Annotated in this window: 1 protein-coding gene; it reads right to left on the bottom strand. The window is 65.2% G+C overall.

All coding sequences use genetic code 11. From position 1 onward, the window contains the following. Positions 1-558: transposase (locus DEH69_RS09150; RefSeq protein WP_181727337.1), on the bottom strand; the 558-nt coding region annotated here is incomplete at both ends.

Raw genomic sequence — 558 nt, 5'->3', positions numbered from 1 at the left:
GATCTGGAAGGCGTTCAGCGGGGCCTTCCAGCGCATCGTCCAGCGGCGCCGACCCTTGCCGGTCGGGTCCAGGCTCATCAGTGCCATGTAGACGCACTTCAACGCGGCGGTCTCCGACGGGAAGTGGCCTGGGGCCCTGACCGCCTTGCGGATGCGGGCGTTCACGCTCTCGATTGCGTTCGTCGAACAGATCACCTTGCGGATCTCGATGTCGAAGGAGAGGAAGGGCACCATCTCGGCCCAGGCGTCGGACCACAGCTTGATCACGGCCGGATACCTGGTGCCCCACTTCTCGGAGAACTCCAGGAACCGCTCGGTCGCAGCGGCCTCGCTCGGGGCCGTGTAGACGGGCTTCAGATCCTTGGCAACCTTGTCCCAGTCCTGCCGAGCCACGTAGCGGATACTGTTCCGAATCAGGTGAACTATGCAGGTTTGCGCCACCGTTCGGGGCCAGACCGTCTCGACCGCGTCGGGCAGGCCCTTCAGGCCGTCGCAGACGAGCATGAGCACGTCCTCGACGCCCCGGTTGCGGAGCTCGGTGAAGACCTGGAGCCAGTG

This window comes from Streptomyces sp. PT12, from assembly GCF_003311645.1.
Taxonomy (GTDB): domain Bacteria; phylum Actinomycetota; class Actinomycetes; order Streptomycetales; family Streptomycetaceae; genus Streptomyces.
Note: the sequence above shows the minus strand (reverse complement) of the source record. Positions and strands in the feature narration are given on the sequence as shown.